The 18,911-nt window shown below is 72.3% G+C and carries 24 protein-coding genes; 13 read left to right on the top strand and 11 right to left on the bottom strand.

The features are described 5' to 3' along the window. Positions 1-17: 17 nt before the first annotated feature. Positions 18-914, top strand: coding sequence for an ATP-binding cassette domain-containing protein (locus ACWEN0_RS11115; RefSeq protein WP_451971679.1), 897 nt, complete (start codon positions 18-20; stop codon positions 912-914). After that, the gene (locus tag ACWEN0_RS11110) at positions 911-2,548 is read left to right on the top strand and encodes an ABC transporter permease (protein ID WP_451971676.1); all 1,638 of its coding nucleotides are present in this window, start codon (positions 911-913) and stop codon (positions 2,546-2,548) included. The genes ACWEN0_RS11115 and ACWEN0_RS11110 overlap by 4 nt, the downstream gene beginning before the upstream one ends. Here the strand turns inward: ACWEN0_RS11110 and ACWEN0_RS11105 are convergent. Continuing rightward, positions 2,545-2,946: a hypothetical protein gene (locus tag ACWEN0_RS11105; protein ID WP_451971673.1), complete on the bottom strand. Its 402-nt coding sequence runs from the start codon at positions 2,944-2,946 to the stop codon at positions 2,545-2,547. The two genes, ACWEN0_RS11110 and ACWEN0_RS11105, sit on opposite strands and share 4 nt — an antisense overlap. Before the next feature lie 38 nt (positions 2,947-2,984). Then, the gene (locus ACWEN0_RS11100; protein ID WP_451971670.1) at positions 2,985-3,317 is read right to left on the bottom strand and encodes a hypothetical protein; all 333 of its coding nucleotides are present in this window, start codon (positions 3,315-3,317) and stop codon (positions 2,985-2,987) included. A 127-nt stretch (positions 3,318-3,444) separates the two neighbouring features. On the opposite strand from ACWEN0_RS11100, the gene ACWEN0_RS11095 reads away from it, so the two are divergent. Together ACWEN0_RS11095 and ACWEN0_RS11090 are read left to right on the top strand one after the other, a co-directional pair. Then, positions 3,445-4,677 (top strand): MFS transporter, encoded by a 1,233-nt coding sequence (locus ACWEN0_RS11095; RefSeq protein WP_451971667.1) that lies wholly within the window; start codon positions 3,445-3,447, stop codon positions 4,675-4,677. 10 nt (positions 4,678-4,687) lie between these two features. Continuing rightward, entirely contained in the window at positions 4,688-6,034 is a 1,347-nt protein-coding gene (locus ACWEN0_RS11090) for a LuxR C-terminal-related transcriptional regulator (RefSeq protein ID WP_451971664.1), read from the top strand. Here the strand turns inward: ACWEN0_RS11090 and ACWEN0_RS11085 are convergent. Further along, positions 6,008-6,568: a TetR/AcrR family transcriptional regulator gene (locus ACWEN0_RS11085; RefSeq protein WP_451971661.1), complete on the bottom strand. Its 561-nt coding sequence runs from the start codon at positions 6,566-6,568 to the stop codon at positions 6,008-6,010. The genes ACWEN0_RS11090 and ACWEN0_RS11085 overlap by 27 nt on opposite strands. 96 nt (positions 6,569-6,664) lie before the next feature. Here ACWEN0_RS11085 and ACWEN0_RS11080 point away from each other — a divergent pair, with 96 nt between their 5' ends. Beyond that, a complete protein-coding gene (locus ACWEN0_RS11080; protein ID WP_451971658.1) occupies positions 6,665-7,426 on the top strand; it encodes a nuclear transport factor 2 family protein in 762 nt (253 codons plus the stop codon). Here the strand turns inward: ACWEN0_RS11080 and ACWEN0_RS11075 are convergent. The 3 genes from ACWEN0_RS11075 to ACWEN0_RS11065 all read right to left on the bottom strand — a co-directional run bounded on the left by ACWEN0_RS11075 (position 7,389) and on the right by ACWEN0_RS11065 (position 9,104). Continuing rightward, on the bottom strand, positions 7,389-8,177 hold the full coding sequence (locus tag ACWEN0_RS11075; protein ID WP_451972016.1) for a metal-dependent hydrolase: 789 nt from the start codon (positions 8,175-8,177) through the stop codon (positions 7,389-7,391). The two genes, ACWEN0_RS11080 and ACWEN0_RS11075, sit on opposite strands and share 38 nt — an antisense overlap. Before the next feature lie 59 nt (positions 8,178-8,236). Next, entirely contained in the window at positions 8,237-8,590 is a 354-nt protein-coding gene (locus ACWEN0_RS11070; protein WP_086862300.1) for an STAS domain-containing protein, read from the bottom strand. 205 nt (positions 8,591-8,795) lie between these two features. Then, positions 8,796-9,104, bottom strand: coding sequence for a WhiB family transcriptional regulator (locus tag ACWEN0_RS11065; protein ID WP_310968083.1), 309 nt, complete (start codon positions 9,102-9,104; stop codon positions 8,796-8,798). Positions 9,105-9,266: 162 nt separating this feature from the next. Between ACWEN0_RS11065 and ACWEN0_RS11060 the strand changes: the two genes are divergently transcribed. The 3 genes from ACWEN0_RS11060 to ACWEN0_RS11050 all read left to right on the top strand — a co-directional run bounded on the left by ACWEN0_RS11060 (position 9,267) and on the right by ACWEN0_RS11050 (position 10,940). Continuing rightward, positions 9,267-9,683 (top strand): anti-sigma factor, encoded by a 417-nt coding sequence (locus ACWEN0_RS11060; protein WP_451971655.1) that lies wholly within the window; start codon positions 9,267-9,269, stop codon positions 9,681-9,683. After that, entirely contained in the window at positions 9,680-10,459 is a 780-nt protein-coding gene (locus ACWEN0_RS11055; protein ID WP_451971653.1) for a SigB/SigF/SigG family RNA polymerase sigma factor, read from the top strand. The genes ACWEN0_RS11060 and ACWEN0_RS11055 overlap by 4 nt, the downstream gene beginning before the upstream one ends. 61 nt (positions 10,460-10,520) lie before the next feature. Beyond that, complete coding sequence (locus tag ACWEN0_RS11050; RefSeq protein ID WP_451971650.1) at positions 10,521-10,940, top strand: ATP-binding protein; 420 nt, start codon at positions 10,521-10,523, stop codon at positions 10,938-10,940. On the opposite strand, the gene ACWEN0_RS11045 is transcribed toward ACWEN0_RS11050, so the two are convergent. Continuing rightward, a complete protein-coding gene (locus tag ACWEN0_RS11045; protein ID WP_451971647.1) occupies positions 10,941-11,432 on the bottom strand; it encodes a MarR family winged helix-turn-helix transcriptional regulator in 492 nt (163 codons plus the stop codon). It abuts the gene before it with no gap. A gap of 41 nt (positions 11,433-11,473) precedes the next feature. Here ACWEN0_RS11045 and ACWEN0_RS11040 point away from each other — a divergent pair, with 41 nt between their 5' ends. After that, positions 11,474-12,448: an aldo/keto reductase gene (locus tag ACWEN0_RS11040; protein ID WP_451971645.1), complete on the top strand. Its 975-nt coding sequence runs from the start codon at positions 11,474-11,476 to the stop codon at positions 12,446-12,448. Between the two features lie 21 nt (positions 12,449-12,469). Then, on the top strand, positions 12,470-13,105 hold the full coding sequence (locus tag ACWEN0_RS11035) for a nitroreductase family protein (protein WP_451972013.1): 636 nt from the start codon (positions 12,470-12,472) through the stop codon (positions 13,103-13,105). Between the two features lie 83 nt (positions 13,106-13,188). Here the strand turns inward: ACWEN0_RS11035 and ACWEN0_RS11030 are convergent, their stop codons facing one another. The 4 genes from ACWEN0_RS11030 to ACWEN0_RS11015 all read right to left on the bottom strand — a co-directional run bounded on the left by ACWEN0_RS11030 (position 13,189) and on the right by ACWEN0_RS11015 (position 16,738). Next, on the bottom strand, positions 13,189-14,502 hold the full coding sequence (locus ACWEN0_RS11030; RefSeq protein WP_451971642.1) for a cellulose binding domain-containing protein: 1,314 nt from the start codon (positions 14,500-14,502) through the stop codon (positions 13,189-13,191). Between the two features lie 10 nt (positions 14,503-14,512). Next, complete coding sequence (locus tag ACWEN0_RS11025; protein ID WP_451971640.1) at positions 14,513-15,262, bottom strand: 3D domain-containing protein; 750 nt, start codon at positions 15,260-15,262, stop codon at positions 14,513-14,515. Positions 15,263-15,408: 146 nt separating this feature from the next. Then, entirely contained in the window at positions 15,409-16,047 is a 639-nt protein-coding gene (locus ACWEN0_RS11020) for an alpha/beta fold hydrolase (RefSeq protein ID WP_451971638.1), read from the bottom strand. Between the two features lie 10 nt (positions 16,048-16,057). Then, positions 16,058-16,738 (bottom strand): HNH endonuclease family protein, encoded by a 681-nt coding sequence (locus ACWEN0_RS11015; RefSeq protein WP_451971635.1) that lies wholly within the window; start codon positions 16,736-16,738, stop codon positions 16,058-16,060. Positions 16,739-16,916: 178 nt separating this feature from the next. Here ACWEN0_RS11015 and ACWEN0_RS11010 point away from each other — a divergent pair, with 178 nt between their 5' ends. From ACWEN0_RS11010 to ACWEN0_RS11000, 3 genes are all read left to right on the top strand, one after another. Continuing rightward, positions 16,917-17,960 carry a tetratricopeptide repeat protein gene (locus ACWEN0_RS11010; protein WP_451971633.1) on the top strand — a complete coding sequence of 348 codons (1,044 nt, stop codon included), beginning with the start codon at positions 16,917-16,919 and terminating at the stop codon, positions 17,958-17,960. 85 nt (positions 17,961-18,045) lie between these two features. Further along, on the top strand, positions 18,046-18,666 hold the full coding sequence (locus tag ACWEN0_RS11005) for a D-sedoheptulose-7-phosphate isomerase (protein ID WP_451971630.1): 621 nt from the start codon (positions 18,046-18,048) through the stop codon (positions 18,664-18,666). Beyond that, positions 18,663-18,899, top strand: coding sequence for a HypC/HybG/HupF family hydrogenase formation chaperone (locus ACWEN0_RS11000; protein WP_451971627.1), 237 nt, complete (start codon positions 18,663-18,665; stop codon positions 18,897-18,899). Before ACWEN0_RS11005 ends, ACWEN0_RS11000 begins: the two co-directional genes overlap by 4 nt. Positions 18,900-18,911: the final 12 nt, after the last annotated feature.

Raw genomic sequence — 18,911 nt, 5'->3', positions numbered from 1 at the left:
AGTGTAGCTTCCGAAGCATGGAAAACGCCATCGCGATCTCCGGCCTGCACAAAGCGTTCGGCCGGACTAAGGCCTTGGACGGCCTTGATCTGCAGGTACCCGCTGGGGAGGTGCACGGCTTCCTGGGCCCGAACGGCGCCGGGAAGTCGACCACCGTCCGGGTGCTGCTCGGCTTGCTCCACGCGGACTCGGGGGATGTCCGGCTGCTCGGCGGCGACCCCTGGAAGGACGCCGCGAGCCTGCACCACCGCTTGGCCTACGTGCCCGGCGACGTCAACCTCTGGCCCAACCTCTCCGGCGGCGAGGTGATCGACCTGCTCGGGCGCCTGCGCGGCGGCCTCGACGAGAAGCGCCGCGCCGACCTCGTCGAGCGGTTCGACCTCGACCCGAAGAAGAAGGGGCGGACGTACTCGAAGGGCAACCGGCAGAAGGTCGCCATCGTCGCCGCGCTCGCGTCCCGGGTCGACCTGCTGATCCTCGACGAACCGACGTCCGGCCTCGACCCCCTGATGGAGGCGACGTTCCAGTACGCCATCCAGGAGGAGCGCGAGCAGGGCCGGACCGTGCTGCTCTCCAGCCACATCCTCGCCGAGGTCGAAGCCCTGTGCGACAAGGTCAGCATCATCCGCAACGGCAGGACCGTCGAGTCCGGCACGCTCGCCGAGCTGCGCCACCTGACCCGGACGTCGATCACCGCCGAGCTGGCCGGCCCGCCGAACGGCCTGACGAAACTGGCGAACATCCACGACCTCAAGGTCGAGGGCAACCGCGTCCGGTTCGACGTCGAAACACGCTCGCTCGACGAGGCCCTGCGCCACCTGACCGAGGTCGGCGTCCGGAGCCTGGTCAGCCAGCCGCCGACGCTGGAAGAGCTGTTCCTGCGGCACTACACCACCGAGGCGAGCGCGAAATGACCGCGACCCTTTCGCGCGCCGAAGCCGACGTCGCGCCGGCCCACGAGCTGGCCGGCACCTGGCACCTCACCCGGCTCGCGCTGCGCCGCGACCGCGTGGTCCTGCCGATCTGGATCGTGCTGCTCAGCATCGTCCCGGCCAGCACGGTCAACACCTTCACGCAGTTCTACCCGACCGTCGCCGACCGGCTGGCCCTGCAGGCCGGCGCGAACACGAACCCGTCGTACGCGCTGCTCTACGGGCCGCCGTTCGACCTGACCACGGCCGGCGGGTTCATCGCCTGGCGCATGTGCGGGTTCCTCGCGCTGCTGACCGGGCTGATGGTGGTCTTCACGGTCACCCGGCACACGCGCGCCGAGGAGGACACGGGCCGCGCGGAGCTGCTCGCGTCCGCGGTCGTCGGCCGGTACGCGGCGCTGACGGCGTCGCTGCTCGTGGCCGGCGGGGCGAGCGTGCTGATCGGGCTGGTCCAGGCGGTCAGCATGATCGGCGCCGGCCTGCCCGCGGCGGGTTCGGTCGCCTTCGGCGCGTCGGAAGCGTTGGCGGGCCTGGTGTTCACGGCCGTCGCGGCGGTCGCCGTCCAGCTCGCCGAGTACTCGCGCACGGCCAACGGGATCGGCACCGCCGTCGTCGGCGCGGCCTTCCTGCTGCGCGGCGCCGGAGACTCCACTGTGGACGCTCGCTGGCTGTCGTGGCTCTCGCCGATCGGCTGGGTGCAGCAGGTCCGCGCGTTCGCGGGCGAACGCTGGTGGGTCCTGCTGCTGCCGGTGGCCCTCACGCTCGTCGTCGGCGCGGCCGGGTACTGGCTGCTCCCCCGCCGCGACGTCGGCGTCGGCATCCTGCCGCCACGGCCGGGCCCGGCGCGGGCGGCGGCGAGTCTGCGGTCCCCGCTCGCGCTCGCCTGGCGGCTGCACCGCGGCCCGCTGCTCGGCTGGACCGTCGGCACGGCCGTGGTCGGCGCGGTGTTCGGCTCGATCGCCAGCGGCATCGGCGACCTCGTCGGCTCGAGCCCGCAGGCGCAGGAGATCTTCGAACGGCTCGGCGGCAGCCACGCGCTGACGCAGGCGTTCCTCGCCGCGATGGCCGGGATGTTCGCCATGGTCGCGTCGCTGTACGGCGTCCAGGCCGTGCTGCGAATGCGGGGCGAGGAGACGGCGAACCGCCTGGAACCGGTGCTGGCCACCAGCGTCGGCAGGCTGCGCTGGGCGGGCGGTCACCTGGTGTTCGCCTTCTTCGGCACGGCGTTGCTGCTGCTGGCCGGCGGCGTGTTCATGGGCCTGGCCAACGGCCTGCGCACGCACGACGTCGGCGGCTCGATCGGCGACGCGCTGTCCGGCATGCTCGTCCAGCTGCCCGCGGCCTGGGTGGTCGTCGCGCTGGCGGTGGCGATCTTCGGGCTGCTGCCCGCGTACTCGGCGACGGCGTGGGCGGTCGGCGCGCTGGCGCTGCTGCTCAGCCTGTTCGGCCCGGTCGTGAACCTGCCGCAGGCGGTGCTGGACATCTCGCCGTTCCAGCACCCGCCGAAGCTGCCCGGCCAGGAGCTCGTCGCGACCCCGCTCGTGTGGCTCATGGCGGTCGCGGTCGTCGCGCTGGTCGCCGGGCTCGCCGGCTGGCGGCGCCGGGACGTCGGCTAGCGCGGCCGGATCTCCCGGTCGGGCCCGGCCACGACCTGAGCCTGCGGCCCCGCCTTCCCGCAGGCGGGGCCGCCCGGTTCGGTGAAGGCCGGGGTGACGACCGTGGTGTGCGGCTTGCCGTCGTCGAAGCGGACGGTGACCTTGACCGGCTCGGCCCGCAGGCCGGGAATGTCGGCGAAGCCCTGCAAGCCCCCCGTCGCGTCGTCGGGCCGCAGGTCCACCCGGCGCGTGACGCACTGGTCGCCCCAGCAGGCGTCGAGCGTGGCGCGGGTGATGCCCGCCGGGTCCGGGACGGTCAGGCCGATGCCGATCGGGGTGCCGATCGCCAGGCACGCGACCTCCGGCGCCGAGCACCCGGCCACGAGCACGACCGCCGCGATCCACGGAATCCTTCGCATACCGACCAGACGGAGTCAGCGGCCGGCCGGTTGCCTCCTCAGTCGCGCCACCCGCTGGTCAGCGGCAACGCGGGCGTCGTCGAGGTCGGGGTGGCCGAAGTCGGCGATGGCGGTGTCACGGTCACTTGGACGACGCTCGTGGTGGTGGACGGCGCCGGCGTGTCGACCGAGGTGACGGTGGACGGCGCCACGGAGGCGGTCACGGTGACCGGCACGGCGGGAACGGTGCTGGTCGGCGGGGCGACGACGACGTTTTCGGCGGGCCGGGGTGCCGTCCGGCCGGCGACGAGCAGCGCGGCCACCAGCAACCCGGTGGCAAAACCCGCCAGCCCGGTCACCGCGGCGGAGTCCCAAGCAGTACGGCGACCCATCCCGGCACCCCCTCGCCACGCGCAGCGCAGGTTCGAGGACTAACTCGCGTTGATCATATCTTCTGTTACAGAACGTGCACCTTGAGTCTGGTTGACGCAACTTTGTTGAGCGTGGCACGTTGGGATCATGGGGGCACTGGGGAACCGCGACTTCCGCCGGCTCTGGCTCGCCGACCTGGCGAGCCAGCTCGGCAGCCGGATCGACGTACTGGCGATCCCCCTGCTCGCCACCACGGTGCTCGGCGCTTCCGTCTTCGAGGTCTCCCTGCTGCGGACCGCGGAAACCCTCCCCTACCTGGTGCTCGGCCTGCAGGTCGGCGCGTGGTGCGACCGGGTGCGCCACCGCCCGCTGCTGATCGCGGCCGACGTCGGGCGCGCGGTTCTGATCGCGTCGATCCCGGTGGCCGCGCTGTTCGGCGTGCTCGGGCTGGCCCACCTGCTGGTCGTCGTGCTCGGGGTCGGGCTGTTCGGGGTGTTCTTCGACATCGCCCACCAGACCTACGTGCCGCGACTGGTGCCGCCCGGGCAGCTGCCGGACGCGAACGCGCGCTTGCAGACGAACCTGTCGATGGCGGCGGTCGCCGGCCCCGGCCTGGCCGGGCTGATCATCCAGGCGCTCGGCAACGCCGCGGCGCTGGCCGTCGACGCCGTCAGCTACCTCTGGTCGGCGCTCTGGCTACGCCGGATCGAGACCCCGGACGTGCGGCCCGAGCCCGGTCCGCGCCGGCTGTGGCGCGAGATCGGCGACGGCCTGAAGGTGGTCCGCGGCGACCGCGTGCTGCGGGCGATCAGCCTGCACGGCGCGGTGTCCAGCCTCTTCCAGTCCGTGCACCTCGCCATCGTGATCGTCTTCCTCGCGCGCGACGTCGGGCTCTCGGCGTGGGCGATCGGGCTGCTCGGCACGTCGACGCTGACCGGTGCCCTCGCCGGCGGGCTGACCGCGCAGCGCATCGGACGGCGGTTCGGCGACGCGCGGGCGCTGGTGGGTGCGGCTGTGCTCTACGGCGTGGCGTACCAGCTCTACCCGTTCACCGGACCGGGCTGGGCGCTCGCGTGCTACGTCGTCGCCGGGTTCTTCGCGTCCTTCGGCGTCATCGTGCTGAACGTGTTCGAGATGAGCTTCCAGCAGGCCGTCGCGCCCCCGGCGCTGCTGGGCCGGGTCAACTCGATCACGCACACGCTGATCCTCGGCGCGGTCCCGCTCGGCAGCCTCCTCGGCGGCGCCCTGGCCAGCGCGTTCGGCATGCGGGTGACCCTGCACGTCGCCGCGGCCGGCGTCCTCGCGTCGGCCGCGTTCCTGGTGTGGTCGCCGCTGCGGAAGCTGCGCGACCTGAACGGCGTCTCAGCCGGCGGGTCTTAGCTTCGAGGCCATGGACGAAAGCGCGCGGGCCGGCCGGCTGGCCGAGGCGGCCCATTCCGCGTGGAAGGCCGGCAACCCGGCCCGGGCGCGGCGGCTCCTCGACGTCATGGCCTCGACGGTCCCCGAGCCCGTCGCGCGGCCCCGGGCAGGCCGGCTGCGCGGGCTGATCGAGCTGTACAGCGGCAACCTCGCCGCGGCGCAGGACCACCTGACGCGGCTCGCGGGTCACGTGGAGCCGAGCCACGCCGCGCGCCTGCTGTTCCTGGCCATCGACGCGGCCCACCACCGCGACCGCTGGGACGACGTCCTCGAGCTGGCGAAGCGGATCACGGCGCTGCCGTGCGAACCCGGCTTCCACGTCCTGGCCGAGCTGCTCGCCGGCGACCGAGAGACGCCGGACCCGTGGCAGATCCTCGACGCGGTACCGGACACGCTCACCGAGCGGCACGCGCACCGCTGGCTCGTCACGATGGCGATCAGCCGCCGCGGCCCGCACCGGCAGGCGACGCGGGAGTTCGGGCTCGTCGCGGCGGAACGGTTGCGGACCAACGGAATCCTCGCCCTGCACGCGGTGCTGCTGGTCTGGCTGGCGGACCTCGAACTCGACCTGGGCCGCTGGGCCGACGCGCAGGCGCACGCGGAGGAGGCCCTGCGCACCGCGGCCGAGCAGCACGTGACGTCGGCCGACGCCCACGCGGTCCTGGCCCGGCTCGCGGCCCTGCGCGGGGACGCCACGGCGTGCCGCCGGTACGCGGAGCGCGTGCTGCGCGCGGCGCCGGCCCAGGACAACGCGCTGGCCGCGGCCCAGGCCCGGTGGGCCGTGGGCTCGCTGCACCTCTCGCGCGGCGAATTCGCCGAGGCGGCCGAACGGCTTTCGGCACTCGGGCACCGGGACGTGGTCGCTGCCGCGGCGATCGACCGCGCCGACACGGAGTCGGCCCGGGCCGCCGCGCCGGGCCACCGGGACGTCGCCGCTGCGGCGATCGACCTGCCCTTCGAGCAGGCGCGCAGGCGGCTCCGGGAGGGGCAGCGGCTGCGCCGGGAAAAGCGCGTCACCGAGGCGAAAGGTCCGCTGCGGGCCGCGCTCGAGACGTTCGAAAGCCTCGGCGCGGCCGAGTGGGCGGCGACCGCGGGCCGGGAGTTGCGCGCGACCGGGGCGGCCGTGCCGGGGACCGGACAGCTGACGACGCAGGAGCGTCAGGTGGCGGAGCTGGCGGCGGCCGGGCTGTCGAACCGGGAGATCGGCGCGCGGCTGTTCCTCAGCCCGCGGACCGTCGGCTACCACCTGTACAAGCTGTTCCCGAAGCTCGGCATCGCCAGCCGGGCGCAGCTACGCGACGTCGCCTTCTCCGGCTGACGCGCGCAGCCCGTCGACGACCACGCGCACCAGGTGGCGGCTGCCCGGCGAATACCGCTCGACGGCCAGGCAGCCGACGATGAGCGCCCGCAGGTCGTCGCCGTCGATGTCCCGCCGGACGGTGCCGGCTTCCTGGGCGCGGGTAAGCAGTTCCGCCAGGGCCGCGCGGAACTCGTCGCCCGCGCCGGCCTTGAAGGCGTGCCCGCTCGACTCGGCGAGGGCGTCGCAGATGGCGCGGTTGAGCGAAGCCTGCTTGATGACGCGGACGAAGTAGTCGAGGAAGACCTCGCCGGGGTCCGCGGCGCCGGTGAGCCCGCGGGCCTCTTCGGCGAACTGCTCGATGCGCTCGAGCACGACGGCCTGGAAGAGCGCTTCCTTGCTGGGGAAATGCCGGTAGACGGTGCCGGCGCCGACGCCGGCCAGCCGCGCGATGTCGTCCAGCGGCACGGCGAGCCCGTCGGCGGCGAACGCCTCTTCGGCGGCAGCCAGGACCTTGGCCCGGTTGCGCCGCGCGTCCGCGCGCATCTTCTCCATGTTCGTCTCCTCGTTGACAACCGGAACGCGCGCTCCGTATCGTCGTAAGCGGGTGCACCGTTCCGATTCAACGTCCAGTCTTCCAGGAGAATTCCGATGCCACGCACCGTGCCCGAAATCGCCACCCGCGTCCGGGAAGGGATGTCCACGCTGGACACCACGCCGTTCGCGGACCTCTTCGCCGCTGACGCCGTGTACGAGCTGCCGTTCCTCGGTCAGCGCACCGAAGGCCGGGACGCGATCGTCGCGGAACTCGACGCGGCCGGTGTGCGGGCGCGCGCCCTGGGCGTGACGGAAGCCCAGGTCACGGCGCAGGTGACGGAATCCGGGTTCGTCCTCGAACTCGCGGTTTCCGGCCGGCCGTCGTCGGTCGGCGTGGTCACGGTGGCCGGCGGGGAGATCACGGCCTACCGCGACTACCCGAACCTCTCCCTCGCCTCACTGCGCACGCGCGAGGTGTTCGACCGCTTCCTGGCCGCGAGCGTCGAAAACCGCTGGGACGACCTCGCCGACTGCTACGCCGAAGACGTCGTCCTCGAAATGCCGTTCACGCTGCCCGGAGCACCGCGGGTGACCCACGGCCGCGAGGAGCTGCGCCGCCGGTTCCGCCGCGCGGGCGCGGCCCGCCGCGTCACGAAGGCCGGCAACGTCGTGGTGCACGAGACGGCCGATCCGGCGGTGCTCGTCGCCGAGTTCGACCTCCACCAGGAAATGGGCGGCGAGAGCTTCGTCGTCCCCTACGTGATGGTGATGACCGTCGAGGACGGCCTGATCGCGCACACCCGCGACTACACCGACACCGCGGCCGCGGCGGACCGGCTCAAGGCGTGGTCGCCTGCTGGGACGCCGGCGGGATGAACAGGCGCTCGAACGTGCTGACGCCGTAGTCCCACACCCCCGGCACCAGCAGCACCGCCAGCACCGCGAACACCGGGAAGACGAGCCGCTTCTCGACCTTCTTGCCGGTCTTGAACCGCAGGGCCTTCGGCGGGCCCAGCTCGTACCAGGTCTCGCCGGCGATGGGGATCGGGAAGAGGAACGGGCAGCCGGACTCGGTCAGCGCGTCGCCGAGGCAGTGGGTCAGGCAGCCGGCCGCCACCGCGACGCCCAGCCAGCCCGTGATGGAAGCCAGCTCGCCGGCCCGGTCGGGCGGCGCCGTGAAGAACCACCAGGCGATCGCGGCGCCGCTCACCGGCAGCAGCCAGTCGCCCAGCGCACCTTCGGCCAGCATCAGCCCGAAGACCACCACGCCGACGACGGCCCACGGACCGCCCGCCTCGGTGCCCCACGACGTCAACGCGCCGAGGCCGGCCGCGAACAGGACCGTGTGGGACAGGTGGCGGTGCTGGCCCGTCACCTTCTCGTCGCGCGGGCCCTTCGTCAGCGCGTAGAACGCCGCCGAGACGCGGCGCAGCAGCCACGACAACGCGCCCGTCAGCCAGCCGAGGAGCTTGGACGCGCTCGCGCCGGGGTGGTCCAGGTCGGGCAGCAGGGTGAAACCCGCCGTCGTGGCGGCGAAAACCACCGCCTGGTGCACCGAACCCGCCCCGACCGCGGGCGCCAGGGCCAAGCCCGCGCACCAGCCGGTCAGGGCGTGCGTCCGCCCCATCATCGTGCCGCCCCCAACGTCCCCGCACCGAACTCGGTCCGCGGAACCGTAGCGGGCGGTCAGGCTTGGGGGTCCTCCGACACGCTCAGGTGTTCGGCCACGCCGGTGAGCTCGATCACGCGGCTCACGGCGGGGCTCGGGACGACCTCGAGCTCGACGTCCTGCTCGCCGGCCTGGCGTTGTGCGCGCAGCACCACGTTCAGCGCGGAGGAATCGAAGAAGGTCACCCCGGTCAGATCGGCCACGACCCGCTGCGCCCGCTTGTCCGCGATCAGCCCCGCCAGGGCCTCCTGCAGCTGCGGGCTGGTCAGCAGGTCGAGCTCGCCGGTGACCACCACCCGGGGCTCCGTCGCGTCGGTGTCCAGCGTGATGCCGAACCCGGGCGGGGTGGCGTTCTGGTCGGCTGCGGGCATGCAGTTTCTCCTCGTCAGGCGCTGCTCCTGCGCCGGGTACGCGCCTGTTGTCTCAAGCGGCAACCGTGTCACCGTGCCTTCCCAAGCTCTCGCGGGGCACGGTCAAGGCAACTCCGGGGCCAACCCTAACCCAGGAAGCGGCCGAGCCCGCCACGGCCGCCGCCCTTTCGCGCGGACTGTTCACGTGCGATCGGATCCTGCCTGGTCAGTGCGCACTCACGGCCTTCCGCGCCGCCCGCCGCTGGCGCAGGAACAGCTGCCGCCGTTCGATCTCGCCGAGGCCGCCCCAGATGCCGTAGGGCTCCTGTACCGTCATCGCGTGCGTGCGGCACTGGGCCAGGACCGGGCAGGTCTGGCAGATGGCCTTGGCCCGGGACTCGCGCCGCTCCCGCGCCGAACCCCGTTCGTTGTCCGTGTGGAAGAAAAGGCTGCTGTCCGCGCCCCGGCACGAACCGCGCAGCTGCCATTCCCACTCTTCAGCAACCACGTTGGGCAGCCGGCTGACGTCAGCCATGTCGTCCCTGCCTTTCCCAGGTCAATCATGTCGATCGCTACATGCCCGCCGGTGCAGCGGATCAAACCCGGGTTTGGTTTGCTCACCCCACGGGCATCTCGCGACCGGGCGTGAAGAGGACACCGCCGAACCCTGGAGCGCGAGCCGGAGAAAGGAACAACCGTGGAGGACAACGCCCCGCTCGTGCCGGAAGGCGCGCAGGTCATCGAGGTGCGGACGGCCGCGATCCCGCACGTCGTGCCGACGTTGCGCACCATCGTGGCGGACATCGCGATGCGCCAGGACTTCGACCTGGACGCCGTCGAAGACCTCCGGATGGCGGTGGACGAAGCCTGCTCGCTGCTGCTCCCCGCCAGCTCGGACGGCAAGCTGACCTGCACGTTCTCGTGGAACGGGCCGCGCATCGAGGTTTCGGTTTCGGTCTTTTCGGACACTCCGGACCACGAAGACGACACCGGCCTGTCGTGGCAGCTGCTCACCGCGCTCGCGACGTCGGCCCAGCGCACGGTGACGCCCGAGGACGGCCGCTACCTGTCCCGGGTCGACCTCGTCCGGGAGAGCCAGGCGGCGGACTCGTGACCGACCCCGCCGAGCGCGGCGAGGATGCTCTCGACGTCGGCGCCCTGTTCACCCGGCTCGCCGCGTTGCCGGCCGGCTCCCCGGAACGGGAGACCATCCGGGACACGCTGGTGCGCGGCCACCTCGAGCTGGCGCGCAACCTCGCCCGGAAGTTCCGCAACCGCGACGAGGCGATGGAGGACCTGGTCCAGATCGCCACGGTCGGGCTCATCCACGCCGTCGACCGGTTCGACCCCGGCCAGGGCACCGACTTCCTGGCCTTCGCCGTCCCCACCATCTCCGGCGAGCTGCGCCACCACTTCCGGGACAACAGCTGGTCGGTGCGGGTGCCGCGGCGGCTCAAGGAGCTGAACGCGAACATCTCCGCCGCGCGCGAGGAGCTCACGGTGCAGCTTTCGCGCGCGCCGAAGCCCAGTGAGATCGCCGCCCGGCTCGGTGTGCCCATCGAAGACGTCTACGAGGGCCTTCGCGCTGGTCAGGGCCGCTACGGCGCGTCGCTCGACCACCTGCTGGAGAACGCGGCGCACACCCGGTTCGGGGCGCCGGACGCCGAGCTCGGCCAGGCCGAGCTGCGCGAGGCGCTGCGCCCGATGCTGGAGAGCCTGCCGGACCGGGAGCGCAAGATCGTCGCGCTGCGGTTCGGCTCCGGGATGAGCCAGTCGGACATCGCGCGCCGTGTCGGTGTCTCCCAGATGCAGGTGTCGCGGTTGCTGGCTGCGACCTTGAAGAAGCTGCGTTCGGGCCTGGACGAATCCGAGCTCGCCGACGGCACCTGATTAGCCGTTCGCGCGCGTGGGTACCTCGCGGACGGTACCGGACTCACTGGGAGGGGGACCGATGACGACGTCGAAGCTGCCGCAGCGCCCGGCTGTGCCCGCCGCGCCGCTCACGGTGCCCCTGCCGGCCGACGTCACGGCCCCGGCGCGGGCGCGGCACGAGGTCCGCTCCGCCATGCTCGGCCTCGGGTTCACCGAGCCGCAGCTGGACGACGTGCTGCTGGCGACGTCCGAGCTGGTCACGAACGCCTTCGAACACGGCGAGTGCCCCCAGGCGCTTGAGCTGGCGTACGCGGACGGACGGCTCACGCTGCGGGTGTACGACACCGGTTCCCTGCTGCCCGAGCTGCGGGCGCCGTCGCCGGCGCAGGCCCGCAGCCGGGGGCTCGTCCTGGTCCAGGCGCTGTCGGAGGACTGGGGCTTCGAACGCTGCCCCGGCGGAAAGTTCGTCTGGGCGGTCTTCCTCGTCCCCGGCGCCTGATCAGGGACCCAGGAGCTCCCGCGCGGCGCCGGTCTCCCCGATCCGCTGCCGGAACGGCTTCCGCGCCAGCGCCTCGACGATCGCGTCCAGCACCCCGCGCAGCGGGTACGGCAGCTCGGCCTCCAGCGCCTCGGACGCCTCGGTCGTCGCCGTCCACTCCGCCTCGATCAGCGGCAGCAGTTTCCGGGTCTTGCCGGTCAGCGACACGATCCGCTGCCGCGCGTCGGCGCCGGGTTCGAGGGCGACGAGCCCGGCGCGGTTCATCTGCGCGACGGTCTGGCTCGCCGCCGAGTGCGTCACGCCCATCTCCGCGGCGAGTTCCCGGATGGCCAGCGGACCGTGCGCGAGCAGCGCCCGCACCACCGGCGAGTACCGCGGGCGGTAGTCGTCGAGACCGATGTCGGCGAGGAACTTCGCGACGTCGGCCTCGAAGATCTCGAGGACGTGCCGCATCCGGGTCCCGAGTCCGTCCGGACCCGACGTCATGGCCATGACGGCCGATCATAGGCGGGGCCGTGTGCTTGGATCGCGGCATGGAGAACCGGAAGATCGCCCGGCTGGGCCGCGAGGTGTCCGTCGTCGGGCTCGGGTGCTGGCAGCTGGGCGCGGACTGGGGCGAGGTCGACGAGCAGGACGCGCTGGCGGTGCTGCACGCGGCCGCCGACGCCGGCGTCACGTTCTTCGACACCGCCGACGTCTACGGCGACGGCCGCAGCGAGCGGCTGGTCGGCCGTTTCGCCGCCGGGCGCGACGTGTTCGTGGCGACCAAGATGGGCCGCCGGGTCGAGCAGGTGCCGGAGAACTACGTCGCGGCGAAGTTCCGCGAGTGGAACGACCGGTCGCGCCGCAACCTCGGCGTCGACACGCTCGACCTCGTCCAGCTGCACTGCCCGCCGACGCCGGTGTACTCGTCGGACGCGGTGTACGACGCACTGGACGAGATGGTCGCCGAAGGCCGGATCAAGGCGTACGGCGTGAGCGTGGAGACCTGCGAAGAGGCCCTGACGGCGTTGGCGCGGCCGAACGTGGCGTCCGTCCAGATCATCCTGAACTGCCTGCGGCTCAAGCCCCTCGAGCGCGTGCTGCCCGCCGCGGCGGAGGCGGGCGCGGGGATCATCGCGCGCGTGCCGCTGGCGTCGGGCCTGCTGTCCGGGCGCTACACGGCGGCCACGACGTTCGCCGCCGACGACCACCGCACCTTCAACCGCCACGGCGAGGCGTTCGACGTCGGCGAGACGTTCGCGGGCGTGCCGTTCGAGGTCGGGCTGGAGGCGGTCGAGCGGCTGCGCGGGCTGGTGCCCGAAGGGCAGACGCTGGCGCAGTTCGCGTTGCGCTGGATCCTCGACCAGCCGGGCGTGAGCACCGTGATCCCGGGCGCGCGCAACGCTTCGCAAGCCACGGCGAACACGGTGGCGGCTTCCCTTCCGCCGTTGTCCGCGGAGGCGCTCGACGGCGTCCGCGCCACGTACGACGAGCTCGTCCGGCCGCTCGTGCACGATCGCTGGTAGTCCCGGCATGATGGGCCGATGATGACGCCCGAAGAGCTCCTGACGACCACCCGGACGGTCCGCAAGCGCCTGGACTTCGACCGGCCGGTCCCGCTCGACCTGGTGAAACACTGCGTGCAGGTGGCCCTGCAGGCGCCGAGCGGCTCGAACACCCAGCGCTGGCAGTGGCTGGTGGTCACCGACGCCGGCCAGCGGGCGGCGCTCGGGCGCATCTACGGCCGCGCGTGCCACGAGTACCTGGCGTCCCCGAACGCGGCGGGCAAGCAGTTCGCCGACGACCCTTCGCGGGCCGCGGTGCAGCAGCGGGTCGGCAGCAGCGTCGAGTACCTGGCCGACCGGATGGGCGAGGTCCCGGTGCTGGTGGTCCCGTGCCTGGAGACGGCGTCGGCGGAGCTGCCGGAGGGCAACCAGGCGGGGCTGTGGGCCTCCTTGCTGCCTGCCGTGTGGAGCTACATGCTGGCGGCCCGGTCCGTGACCCTGGGCACGGCGTGGACGACGCTGCACCTGAAGTACGAGCAGGAAGCGGCGGAAGTCCTGGGGCTGCCGAAGAACGTCCACCAGGCGGCGCTCATCCCGACGGCGTTCTACACGGGCGACACCTTCAAGCCGGCCGCGCGGCAGCCGCTGGAAGACGTGCTGCACCTCGACCGCTGGTGAGGCACCGCCCATGAAGGCCTCCTCGCCGGGGCAGGGGGGACGTCGGCGAGGAGGCCTTCACGGCCTTTCGGCGGGCGGGAGGCTCAGCCGGTGTAGGCCTTGAAGATGTTCGTGAACTCGTACTGCGACTGGGAAATCCCGGAGCAGTTCGGGACCGCGCCGCCCCCGGGGCAGCCGCCGTTGTCGCGGCCGACCGACCAGAAGCCGATGCTCGCCACGTGGTTGGCCTGGGCGAACGACAGCAGCTGCCGGGCCGCCGCCTGGTCCGTGATCGGGCCCGTGTCGTTGCGGCCGATCATCGGGGTCAGGCCCAGGAGGCCCTTGATCTCCGAGTCGGACTTCGCCGGCCAGATCGTCTTCAGCTGGCCCAGTGTCGCCGTGGCCGCCGAGACCAGCGCGTCGCCCCAGGAACCGCTGTAGCCGAAGTCCATCAGCATCGGGTTGACCACCACGGTCAACCCGCGCGAAGCCGCGTCCTGCAGGATCTGCACCGAGAACGGGTCCATCCCGTAGTCCTGGCCCTGGATCCGCATCGTGTAGCTGATGTGCGTACCGCGTTGCTGCTGCAGCCTGAGCAGGGCCTGGTTGACCGTCGCGGTCGGGATCGACGCCTCGACGTCGACGTCCAGGCTGTTGCTGCCCACCGCGTCCAGGACCTTCACGTACGCGTTGTAGAGCGCGTCCACCGAGCCGCAGACGTTCTCCAGGTACGGGCCGAGCGCGCCGCCCGTCGCCACCGTGACCCCGCCGCCGAGCGACCGCAACGCGGTGACGTCGTTGATGATCCGCGAATCCAGCAGCGGCACCGTGCCGCCCCACTGCGGGTCGCAGCCGAGGCTGCTGCCGAGCGCGAAGGCGAGCGTGAAGTTCTTCTGGCCGGTCGCGTTCGCCACCGAAACCAGCGACGGCGTCGCCATCGTGATGTCGATGTACGGCGACACGCGCGCACTGCCCCCGCTCGGTGGCGGCGTGGTGGTGGTCGTCGGCGGCGGGGTCGTGGTCGGGGGGACCGTGGTGCCGGTGCACGGCCGGCCGTTGAGCGTGCAGTTCGCGGGCAGGCCGCTGCCGCTCACGAGGAAGCCGAAGCTCGTCGACGCGCCCGCGGCGACCGAGCCGTTGTACTCCCGGTTGGCGAACGAGTGGTGCGTGCCGCTCGGGGTGTCGAGCGCGTCCCAATAGGACCCGAGCGTCGAGCCGGCCGGCAGGTCGAACTCCAGCTTCCAGCTCGTCAACGCGGACGTGCCCGCGCTGATCGTGTACTTGGCCTGGTAGCCGGAGCCCCAGTCGGAGTCCTTGGCGAACGCGGCCGAAGGTGCGGTGGCGGCCGTCGCGGGCGAGACGACGAGCACCGTCGCCGCGGAGAGGATCGTCGCGGCGAGCGCGAGCTTGGCTTTCACGGCACTCCTCTCAGCGCACGGTCAGGGTGAGCCGCTGGATGCCCCAGGCGTCGGCCTGCGCGCCGGGGAGCCAGACGTCGACGATGTCGTCCTTGATCCAGCTGCCGATGTCCGCCGCGTAGCACTCGCCGTAGCCCGGCACCGAGAACCTGGTGCCCCACGGGATGTTCCGCGCGTCGACGGCGCAGAAGCCCGGGCCGGCGTCGTAGCCGAGCGCGGTCTGGGCGACGTCGTTGTAGGACGTGACGCGGTAGGTCAGCGTGGTGCCGGCCGGGATGCGGTAGGCGGCGAGGTGGTTGCCGCTGTCGAGGCGGTAGGCCGTCGAGATCTGGCCGAGCGAGCCGGGCGAGTTGTCCTCGGCCGTCATCGCGTAGAGCTGGTAGTTCGCGTTCTGGCACGGGCTCGCGTCGGTCACCGTGAGCGTCGGCTGGCCCCAGTCGCTGATCCACTGCAGGGCCTGGCCGTTGCGGAACGCGCGGTAGGCCTTCGCGCCGGGGACGCGGGCGAAGGTGAAGGTGACCTTGCCGTCGCTGCCGAGGCCGCCGGTGACGGAACCGGGTGCGGGCAAGCGGTTGCTGACGTCGACCGCGCCGACGAGCGTGCCGGGGCCGTGCCCGCCGGTGACCGGGCGGTCGGGGATGGTGCCCTGGTAGAAGTGCTGGCAGGCGGGCAAGGCGGCCGCCGACGCGGGTGCCGCCGGAGCGACGAGGAGACCGCCGGCGGCGACCGCCGCGAGCGTGAGGACCCTGGCGAAGCGCATGACGAGGAACCTCCATGGTGGGGACCGGGGTGGAGGTGACGCAGGTGGGGAGGCGCGGGTTCGCCGCTGAAAAAGACGTTAAGTGGCCTGGACCACACAGTCAATAGGTCTAGACCTTTAAGTTTTCCGCTACCCGATCGGCGCAGTCAGAGGTAGCTCACCAGCCGGTCGGCCAGCTCGGCCGGGTGGCTCAGGGGCACGCAGTGCGGGCCGTCGATCTCGTCCGGGGTGACGCCGAGCCGCTCGACGGCCACCCGGCGCTGGAAGTCCGGCGTGAAGAACCGGTCGTCGCGGCACAGCAGCACCCGGGTCGGGACGTCCGGGTGGGCCGGCAGCGGCCACGGCTCGTCCCACTCCTTGCTCACCTGGTCGCGCCCGCGCGCCTGGCACTCCTCGGCGAGCGACGCGGGGACGCCGTTGAAGAACTGCTCGGCCTCGCTCAAGCCCGTGGGTGCCGAAAAGCCCGTGGCGGACCACCACCGCCCCGGTGGCTCGGCCGGCGCCGGGATCATCCCGGCCAGGTACACCAGCAGCCGCGCCTGGACCTTCTCCGCGACCAACGGCGCGGTGAACCCGCCGTACGAATGCCCGACGACGGCGACGTCCGAGGCGTCGCCCAGGGCCGCCAGCACCGTGTCGGTGAACGCGGTCAGCCCGGCCGCCCGGTCGGTGATCGGCAGGTCCGGCGCGACGAAGCCGTGGCCGCGCGCGACCAGCTCCGGGCCGAGCAGGTGGAAGTCCCAGCCGCTGCCGCCGCCCCCGTGGACCAGCGCGAAGGTCGTCATGCCGGCCAGCTCAGCAGCGGCGCAGCATGTCCGTCAAGGCGGTCTTCTCGGGCTGCGTGACGGTCAGCCCGTAGTAGTGCTTGACCACGATCCAGTCGGTCGCGTAGGTGCACCAGAACGACACCAGCGGCGGCTTCCACTGGTCGGGTGCCTTGTCGCTCTTCTGCTGGTTGAGGTTGTCGGTGACGGCGAACAGCTGCGGCCGGGTCAGGTCGTTGGCGAACTGCTCGCGCTTCTCGGTCGTCCACGTCTTCGCGCCGCTCGCCCAGGCCTGCCCGAGCGGGACCATGTGGTCGATGTCGAGGTCGGTCGCCTTCGTCCAGGTCTCGTTGTCGTAGACGCTGGTCCACGTCCCGGACGTCGCCCTGCAGTCCTTGTCGGTCTTGACGTCCTTGCCGGCGCGCTTCAGCACGACTTCGCGGGTGTCACAGCCCGACCCCTGGCTGTCCCAGTGCGGGAACTTCTCGCGGGAGTAGCCGTCCATGGACGTCCGGTCGGCGATCTTCAGCTCCCCGAGCTGCTTCTGCGCGTCGGCCGCGGTGACCGGAACCGGTGCCGAGGACGACGACGGCGGCGGGGTCGCGCCGGAGCTCCGGCTCGTCGCCCAGTAGCCGAAGAGGGCGATCGCCAGGACCGCGACTACCAGCAGAGATCGCTGCGTCACGCTGAGCCGAAAGCCGCGGGCCGCCAAGATTTTCTCCTCTCACCTGTGCGTGCGCGCGGCGTAGTCTCACCCGTGCCGGCCTGGGAAAACCGCGCCGACACGACGACCTGGCGCGAATGTGACCTCGCCCACCCACGGCGGAGGTGTCACACCGAGCCGATCATCTGCGACTACCGGAGCAGGACCCATCCGGAGGGAGCAGCCGATGCCCGGCCGGCTCAAGAAGTTCGACGAGTTCTTCCAGCGCAAGGCCGCCGAGGGCGGCAACGTCGTCGCGATGGCGCGGATGGGCTCCGCGATGCGCGAGCGCGGGGAACTCGCCGAGGCCGAGGCGTGGTTCCGCAAGGCCGCGATGGGGGGCGACCGCGTCTCGATGACGTCGCTGGCGCACCTGCTCGCCGAGCGCGGGGCCCGGGACGAGGCCGAGCGCTGGTACCACGAAGCGGCGCTGGCCGGCGAGCCGCACGGGATGCTCAACCTCGCCCGGTCCTACGAACGGCGTGGCAAGCGCGAAGACGCCCAGCACTGGTACAGCGAGGCGGCCCACACCGGCGACCTGCCCTCGATCGCCGCGCTCGGGCACATCCTCCGCGAACAGGGCCGGCCCGAAGAGGCCGAGTCGTGGCTGCGGCAGGCCGCCGAATCCGGGATCACCGGCGCGATGATCGACCTCGGCATGGTGCTGCGCGACCGCGGTCAAGCCGCCGAAGCGGCCCGCTGGTGGCGCTCGGCCGTGCTGGCCGGGGACCTCGCGGCGACCTGCCAGCTCGGCAGGCAGGCGGAGCGCCTCGGCAGACCCGGCGACGCCGAAGCGTGGTACCGCCAGGGTGCGCTCGGCGGCCACGTCGAGGCGATCGTCCGGCTCGGGCTGCTGCTGCACCGGCGCGGCGACCTCGAAGAAGCGGAGAACTGGTACCTCGACGCCGCCGAGCGGGGCGACCCGGCGGCGATGACCAACCTGGGGGTGCTCGCCCGCAACCGCGGCGACGAAGGCGAGGCCGGCGCCTGGTACCGCAAGGCCGCCGAACACGGCAGCGTCCCCGCCCTCACCAACCTCGGCCACCTCGCCGAACACCGCGACGACCTCGCCGAAGCGGAGCAGTGGTTCCGCCGGGCCGCCGACACGGGCGACGTCCAGGGCATGCTCAGCCTGGCGCGGATGCTGCGGTCGAGGGGCGCCGCCCACGAGGCCGAACAGTGGTTAGCCCGGGCGGAGCACGTCCAGGACGACCGAGAGCACCACTTCTGACCGATCGATCTATTGTGTGATCCAACTCACAGCTCTAGCCTGGGTGGGCTCCCACCGCCGAGCCATCGCTGAGGAAGTGTGCCGCGTGTCGTGGTCACCGAATCACCCGGACTCCGTCGACGCCCTCTTCGAGCGCCGCAAGACACCCGTGCTCGCCCTGGCCGAGGACGCCAGGACGGTGGCCGAGGCGTGCCACGGCATGGCCCGCCGCTTCCACCGCGGCGGCAAGCTCGTGGTGTTCGGCAACGGCGGCCCCAGCACCGACGCCCAGCACGTCGCGGTGGAGTTCGTCCACCCGGTGATCGTCGGCAAGCGCGCACTGCCGGCCCTCTCGCTGACCGCCGACGTCGCGACGGTCACCGGCGTCGCCAACCGCGTCGGCCTCGAAGACGTCTTCGCCCACCAGCTGCGGATCATCGCCGACCCGGCCGACATCGCGCTGGGCATCTCCACCGACGGCGGGTGTGCGAACGTCCGCCGCGCCCTCGAAACCGCCCGGGACCTCGGGATGCTCACCGTCGCGCTGACCGGCGGCGACGGCGGGGCGATCGCCCGCACCCCCGGCCTCGACCACGTGCTCGTCGCCCGTTCGACCGACCCGAGGGTCGTCAAGGAGGTCCACGTGACCACCTACCACGTGCTTTGGGAGCTGGTGCACGTCTTCTTCGAGCAACCCGGCGTGCTGACCCCGGAGGTGGCGTCGTGAGCGCCCGTGACGCCGACAGACCAGCCGGCCCCGTCTGTCACGACGGGGTCTGCATCACCTGCTCCGACACCGCGGTCGAGGTGACCGTGGTCGAGCTCCTCGAGCACGAGCTCGCTGTCGTGGACACCGGATCCACCCGGGAAGAGGTCAGTGTGGCGCTGGTCGAGGCCGGCGTCGGCGACCGCATCCTGGTGCACGCCGGGGAAGCCATCGCACGCTTGGAGAAGTCCTAAGCCGCGGGAGAA

The sequence above is a fragment of the Amycolatopsis sp. NPDC004378 genome (assembly GCF_053602455.1).
This window is presented reverse-complemented; position numbering and strand designations above follow the sequence as displayed.